Genomic DNA, 7,162 nt, shown 5'->3' with positions numbered 1-7,162 from the left:
CAGTACTTGGGGATACGGCTTATTCTGGAAAAGATAATATTAACTATGCAAAAGAAAATAAGTTGGAACTCGTATCTAAATTAAATCCGCACATCACACATGGTACGCGCACAAAAGAAGATGAATTTGAATTTAACAAAGATGCAGGGATGTATGTTTGTAAAGCTGGTCATATGGCGACTCGAAAAGCGCGACAGGGAAAGAAAGATACAGGGAAAAATCAACAAGATACCTATTATTTTGATATTGATAAATGCAAGGTTTGTCCGCTTCGTGAAGGATGTTATAAAGAAGGGGCGAAAAGTAAAACTTATTCTGTGACGATTAAATCAACTGAGCACAAGGATCAAGAAGCGTTTCAAGATAGCGATGAATTTAAAGAAAAGGCGAAATCACGCTATAAAATTGAAGCGAAGAATAGTGAATTAAAACATAGACACGGGTATGATGTAGCCACATCTGCGGGTCTTTTTGGTATGCAAATGCAAGGGGCTATGACTATATTTGCCGTCAATCTCAAGCGAATTATCACGTTAATGAAGGACAAAGAGTAAGAACAATCAAAGGAAAAGGAGTCAATTCGTTCAAAATCGAACGAATTGACTCCTTTTTGATTTTCGAAACCATTATAAATTAAAAAACGTAAGTTTTTCAGTGGCCTCCCGAGAAGGTGATGGATTTTTAGGTTTCAATCAAACTTTCCGGTGAAAAAATCGACATAATTTTCGCGTAATCGCGTTGTGGGAGCAAAGTCGTCCGTTGCGGGAATAAAACCACCGTTACGGGAGCAACTGGCGGCGTTACGAGAATAAAACCACCGCTACGGGAACAACCGACCGCGTTGCGGGAATAAACACCAATCTAGCTCTTCACACTTAATAACTGGACAAAACCGGCGTAATTATCGCGTAATTGCGTTGTGGGAGCAAAGTCATCCGTTGCGGGAATAAAACCACCGTTACGGGAGCAACCGACGGTGTTACGAGAATAAAAACGTCGCTACGGGAACAACGGACAACGTTACGGGAATAAACACAAATCCAGCTCTTCACTCTTCATGACTGGGCAAAATCGACGTAATCATCGTCTAATCGCGTTGCGGGAGCAAAGTCATCCGTTGCGGGAATAAAACCACCGTTACGGGAGCAACTGGCGGTGTTACGAGAATAAAAACGTCGCTACGGGAACAACGGACAACGTTACGGGAATAAACTCAAGTCACCATACTTGAACCAATCAAAAAAACCGCACCAATTTCACACCGGTGCGGTTTTAACTGCTACTTATTTAGTTTTCTGCAAGATAACGACTTTTAAATAGTTAAATTCAGGATAATCACGGTTTGTACGGAAATCCCTTGGTAAGGACGACTCTTCAAGAATTTTAAATTTCGATCCAGCGTCTTTAAATGCTGTTTCAATAAATGTCTTGAACTTCTTCATTCCAAAGCTTGAGTTGTTCGTTGATGCAACGATAATCCCATTTTTCTCCGTAACCGCAATCGCATCCATAAGAAGTGCTGGGTAATCTTTCGATGAGCTGAATGTATATTTCTTCGAACGCGCAAAACTTGGTGGATCAAGGACAACAAGGTCGAATTTTAATTCATGCCGTTTTGCATAACGGAAATAATCAAAGACGTCCATCACTTTAATATCTTGTTGTTCATAATCAATACCGTTCACACTGAATTGCTCAATTGTCTTCGCAAGGCTTCGTTGCGCCAAATCGACACTCGTCGTTTTCTTGGCACCACCGAGCATCGCCGCAACAGAAAATGCACCTGTATATGAAAATGTGTTCAATACATTTTTACCTTCTGCATAGTTGTCTCGAATCGATTTCCGTACGTCGCGTTGATCTAAGAAGATTCCAGTCATTGCTCCGTCATTCAAGTTTACCGCAAAGTTCATGCCATTTTCTTTCACAATGATTGGGAAGTCGCCTTGTTCTCCTTTGACGAAATCATCTTGTTCAATGTATTGGCCTTTCGTATCAAAACGTTTCTTTTCATAAATCCCTTTATAATTGATGATTTTATCAAATACGCTATACACATGGTGCTTAAGCGAATAAATTCCTTCACTGTACCAACTTACCAAAAAGAAACCAGCAAAATAATCAATTGTTAAGCCACCGATACCGTCGCCTTCTCCGTTAAATACACGGAAAGCAGTCGTATTCGGGTTCTCAAAAAGTTCTTCACGACGGGTAAGTGCAGCTGCTATTCTAGACTCAAAGAAATCGAAATCGATTTCGACATCCTCTTTCCTTGTCAATACCCATCCGATCCCTTTATTTTGCTCACCATAGTACCCTTTCGCGACAAATCTACGTTCTCTGTCAATTAAACGAATGATACTTCCTTCTTTTGTGAGTAGTTCCGGGTTCATGATAGATTCCTTCAAAATAAGTGGATATCCTTTTTTAATATCCGAGATACTTTTTGCATTTACTAGTAAATCAATTGTTTTTGTCATTTCGTCATCCATTCCGTTGTTTTTTTCATTATCTCATGTTTTCTTTAGAATAGCGAAAACAAGGAAAGCGTAAGTGCTTGTCCCTCCCCGACAGGCACAAGTCAGTTTGCGATGTGGTGTACTTCAAGCCACTACATCGAAACTTGCTTGTGCCCCTAGGAGCTAGGCGCTGGAGTTTAGACAACAAGTAATTCTATTCGTTCTTTTTATGCTAACAAACGAAACGCTAAAGATTTCCACATACTAACGTGAACAGGTCTGCGTTCTTGTTGCCCTCTTTTTAAATCCAAATATGTCTGTAAGTCACCTTCATATACTTCTTTCAAGCAGGCTGTCTCTGTAAAGTGTCGCGGTTGGACTAGACTTGGCACAACCGTAAACATCGAATTGTCACTTTCGTTCATCATTGTTGCAACGAATTGCGAACAGAAAAAGGCACGTTCCCGACTGATTCCTTTATTCATCGCAATACCAAATAACCCTATAAAATTATAACGATATTGTTCTTTATTTTTTTCAATATGCCGAATTTTATTCCGAATTCGTCCAAATTCATTCTCACTGATTCGGTAGCTATATATTGCACAGTTAGCTCCTTGAAAAATACGTTCCGTTGCATTCTCTTTAATGAATCCTGCAATAAAAGGATTGCTCTGATACTTTCTACCAAAACTATACATTTCAGATAGATCTTCATCAAAGGCAATCGATGCATGGTTCAATCCATTTTTTGTATACATGCCAATCATTTTCGACAAAACTGTTCCTGTATCCGTAAGTACTACATAAATAGTTTTCCCCATGGCAACCCCCTGCTTTCCCGTTCAGTGGGAGCCGGTGCCCCCTGTAGATGCTTTATCTAATCTAATTCCGTCCCTGTCCATAAAACACGATCAGAGTTTGATGTTTTCTAATACCCTAGACATACATCTTTGGACTTTTCAGCATCTACACTGCAAACGATTTTCTTATATCTATCATACGAATTACCATGTCTATAAGTTTCAAGAGTTTTTCAAAAAATTGAAGACTCTTAGATATCTGATTTCTCATCAACAAATTAATGTGTTTTTTTGAACGCAAATCCTATAACTACGGTTACTAGCACTCTAATATTTAATTTATTATCTCATATTATATGCGAAATAGCTTTGAATTTTTTCTTAAGGTTTTATTAAGAATGATAGTGTACTCACTTTTTTATTCCTTTAATAAGGTTCTTGAGTACAGCAACCCAACGATACCAACAATTGTAAACAGGATTGCACGAATAAGTATAGATACACTGCCTAAGTCTAAAATAAAGAGTTTTAAGACACAAATAACAATAAGTAAGATCCCAGCCATTCTCACAAACTTCCATGCCATTTTTCGACCAATACTAATTGAAACAAATGAAAAGCCGAACAACAAAAATGTATGCGCTAAATATATATATTCAAGATCCCACTCATTATGTGCAACAAATGCGAAATACCACTTATTCAGATAAATAAAGTACACTAGTTGCATTCCTATCGCTATCTTGGATAGCTTTTCTTTCAACGGGATATAGAATCGCTCGTTCTTTATTGCAAAAAATAAGATGCTCAAAATAAGAACATATACGACTTGAACAAATAGATTAAAGTAGAAGTTCTCGTCCCCAAAATATCCGACCAATCCAAGCGACATCATGCCTATACCTATAAGTAGAAACTCCACTAGAACCCCTTGCACAAGGTACTTCCCTTTATCCCATTTATGAAATAAATACATGGCCGAAAGTGTCACGATGAGAACTAAAATGAAGACATGCATAGCTGTAAGATAACCAATATCAACTTCTAAAAGAATTACATTCGTTACATGAATAATGAATAGAAGTGAAATTACTTGCCCAACTAAAAGACTTTGGTCGAGTTCTTTTCTTTTTATAAATGAAGGCCTAAATTGATACATTGAATAATAATTAAACATAATCGTACCTAGAAAAACAAGCCATGCTATTAGCTCCAGAGATACTAGACGGTTGAAGTCTAGTGTAAAGATAACTGCTAGAGAGCTAAGCACATATATGAATGCGCTTGTAACGACTATCCGCTTCGTTTTATAGCGTAAACCTATCCACAAACCAACCGTTCCGTTGATCAATAGCGATACAATTTTGATAACCATATGTCCACTTTCAAAGGACAAGACAAATGCACTTATCGCAAAAATTGCCACGGCCGTGAATACCCCACGCAATAATTCGTCTTGATTTCTAAAGGAGTAAAGTGCAATCAAAATATACAACAGAGCAAAAGCTGCATACAACATCGTTCCTTGATTGGCTTCCAACACCTGTACCCAAAATAGCGCAAACACAAAATTCGTATAAATAAGCGCCTCCGAAAATACATGTCGTGAAATGTTACCTCTCAAATAAAAGAAAAGAAGCGTCACATGTTGAATTAAAGCTGTTCCTACAATTATTGGCTTGTCACTTTCTTTACCATCTAACACGCCAAATGCCAGTAATGTCATATGGAACAATAAAAAAGTCACGTAGAATGTATACTTATGTTTTTGCCTAAGGGATACATAAAATAGCGAGAAAAATAACAACAAAATATACGCGCAGAACTGAAGCGAAGTCGCCCCTTCACCTTCCAATAGAAACGGTAGTAAAAATCCTCCAATAGCCGAGAATAAAGTTAGCGTTTCCGACTTGGTTCTTTCTGAAAGCACTAACCCCAACGCAATGTAGGCCACGCCCACTATAAATGCCACCGTAAAACTTAAATAGCCATATAAATGATGCGCCGCAAATGTCGTCAGTATTCCTAGTGCAATGAGTCCACCTAACAACGTCAATCCAAACCATTTATTTTTATTTTTGAAATAATTCATGCCGACAAAGTAAAGGATAACCGTACCAGCATAACCCATGACCGTACGCAAAAGATTCGTAATATACCCATTGTCCATTCCGACTTTCAAGCCCCATAAAACACCTAGGAGTAAAATGAACATAAATACTCGCGGGAGCCAAAGTCCAAGCGCTCTTTCAAAATCAAATTGCTTCTTCGGTAGTTTTGGTGGTTCTTGTACGAACTCTCTTTGTACAACTGGTTGTTTGACTGCCACAACGTCTTCTATCGGACGAAAGGCTCTCTCTTTTTCAATCTTTGGAGTAGGAATGGCAGATTGCTGAAGCTTTAATTGCCTCACTTCTTCTTCCAAAACTTCTATTCTTTTAATCAGATCCTCATAGTCTCTCGGCAAATATATCCCCTCCTTATAATCGATATAGTCATTACGTATTAGATGAATAGATAATGTAAATTTTACCAGACAATCTATAGTTAAAGTAGATTTAATATTTAAAGTTTTCACTTTCGACTTATCCTACCAATATACTTTTCATTTCTTGTTGGTTTTTGTTGAAATACAAGATTGATAGGTGCTTAATAGACTTAGAGATAATACAAATTTTCGACAAAATACTAGAATGAATATAGGTGTATTTATGGGGAAGATTGTAATTACTGGCTACGGTGTCAAGGCACCTGGAATTACTAATATACAGGAATTTAGAACCTCTCTCGAAAATGGGATTTGTTCGATGAGCGTACTTAGAGGGAAAGGCCCGAACGATGCAGATATCGTGGCGGGAGTCATTCAAGACGAACTTTTAACGATTAATGGAAAAAACTTTAAACGGTATCCAAGAGTTAGTCGACTTTCAATTAGTGCAGTGGATGACGCAATGGAAATGGCTCAATTAGGAGAAATGGATCCAACCCGGATGTCCGTAGTGCTTGGAACATCTACTGGGGGAATAAAAGAAATTCAGGAAAACTCGAAAATAGCTGATGATTTTAGACGATACCCTATTCATGGCTTAAATTTAGCAGATCCTCATACCGTAACTTCGGCCGTTGCATCCCACCCCGGTATTAAAGGTCAGGTCTTAACAATAACTACCGGATGTGCCGCAAGTTCCGATGCGATATCTCTCGGGAAACTATTGTTAGAAAGTCGTCAAACAGATATCTGTATTGTTGGAGGTGCAGATTCTACAATAGAACAATGGTCGATTTGGGGATTTAGTAAGTTACGTCAAATCGCATTGAATAAAAGCATTGGAGAAACCGGTGTCCCTTTTTCGGACAATCATTCGGGCTTTGACATGGCTGAAGGTGCAGGCATATTAGTTTTGGAAAGAGAATCCGATGCAATCGAAAGAGATGCAACGATTTATGGAGTTCTTGAAGGAATTCATTCGAATAATGACGGCCTTGGAATGTTCCAATCTGACGAAACAGGGTATACAATGTTAAAGGCTCTAAAAAGTGCTATAAATGGTCACATGCCCACCTATGTAAACAGTCAGTCTTTAGGACTTAAATCAAATGACACTATTGAATCGATTGTGCACCAGCGACTATTTGGTCAGGCTGTTCCAATTACATCAATTAAAGGGATTTTCGGACATGCTTTCGGTGCCATGGGCGCAATTCAGGTCGTTTCTGCTTTGCTTTCAATTGAACATGACTTTATTCCACTTACTTTACATACACAAGGGAAAGGTTTTGAAGCATTACCGATTGTCTTTGAAACGAAATATGTTCCCGTCAATAAAGTTGCAATAACAACTCATGGAAATAGCGGGAATAATACATGTCTTTTAGTTTCAAAATATTAGGGAGTGATCC

5 protein-coding genes are annotated in these 7,162 nt (G+C 38.2%); 2 read left to right on the top strand and 3 right to left on the bottom strand.

What is annotated here, in order from left to right; all coding sequences use genetic code 11:
• Positions 1-554, top strand: a 554-nt coding sequence (locus tag ACXYMX_RS05170) for a transposase (protein WP_459043162.1), incomplete at its 5' end; no start/stop codon positions are given.
• Positions 555-1,283: 729 nt separating this feature from the next.
• Here the strand turns inward: ACXYMX_RS05170 and ACXYMX_RS05165 are convergent.
• The 3 genes from ACXYMX_RS05165 to ACXYMX_RS05155 form a co-directional block, all read right to left on the bottom strand.
• Positions 1,284-2,480, bottom strand: coding sequence for a class I SAM-dependent rRNA methyltransferase (locus tag ACXYMX_RS05165; RefSeq protein WP_459043161.1), 1,197 nt, complete (start codon positions 2,478-2,480; stop codon positions 1,284-1,286).
• Between the two features lie 206 nt (positions 2,481-2,686).
• On the bottom strand, positions 2,687-3,283 hold the full coding sequence (locus tag ACXYMX_RS05160) for a hypothetical protein (RefSeq protein WP_459043160.1): 597 nt from the start codon (positions 3,281-3,283) through the stop codon (positions 2,687-2,689).
• Between the two features lie 397 nt (positions 3,284-3,680).
• Positions 3,681-5,729: a DUF2339 domain-containing protein gene (locus ACXYMX_RS05155; RefSeq protein ID WP_459043159.1), complete on the bottom strand. Its 2,049-nt coding sequence runs from the start codon at positions 5,727-5,729 to the stop codon at positions 3,681-3,683.
• Between the two features lie 244 nt (positions 5,730-5,973).
• Here ACXYMX_RS05155 and ACXYMX_RS05150 point away from each other — a divergent pair, with 244 nt between their 5' ends.
• Positions 5,974-7,152, top strand: coding sequence for a beta-ketoacyl synthase N-terminal-like domain-containing protein (locus ACXYMX_RS05150; RefSeq protein ID WP_459043158.1), 1,179 nt, complete (start codon positions 5,974-5,976; stop codon positions 7,150-7,152).
• Positions 7,153-7,162 lie beyond the last annotated feature (10 nt).

The organism is Sporosarcina sp. CAU 1771 (assembly GCF_054482775.1).
Note: the sequence above shows the minus strand (reverse complement) of the source record. Positions and strands in the feature narration are given on the sequence as shown.

Bases quoted from the DNA above. Each gene is read 5' to 3' on its own strand.
- ACXYMX_RS05160 (WP_459043160.1), bottom strand. From the start codon at position 3,283: ATGGGGAAAACTATTTATGTAGTACTTACGGATACAGGAACAGTTTTG.
- ACXYMX_RS05150 (WP_459043158.1), top strand. From the start codon at position 5,974: ATGGGGAAGATTGTAATTACTGGCTACGGTGTCAAGGCACCTGGAATT.
- ACXYMX_RS05165 (WP_459043161.1), bottom strand. From the start codon at position 2,480: ATGACAAAAACAATTGATTTACTAGTAAATGCAAAAAGTATCTCGGAT.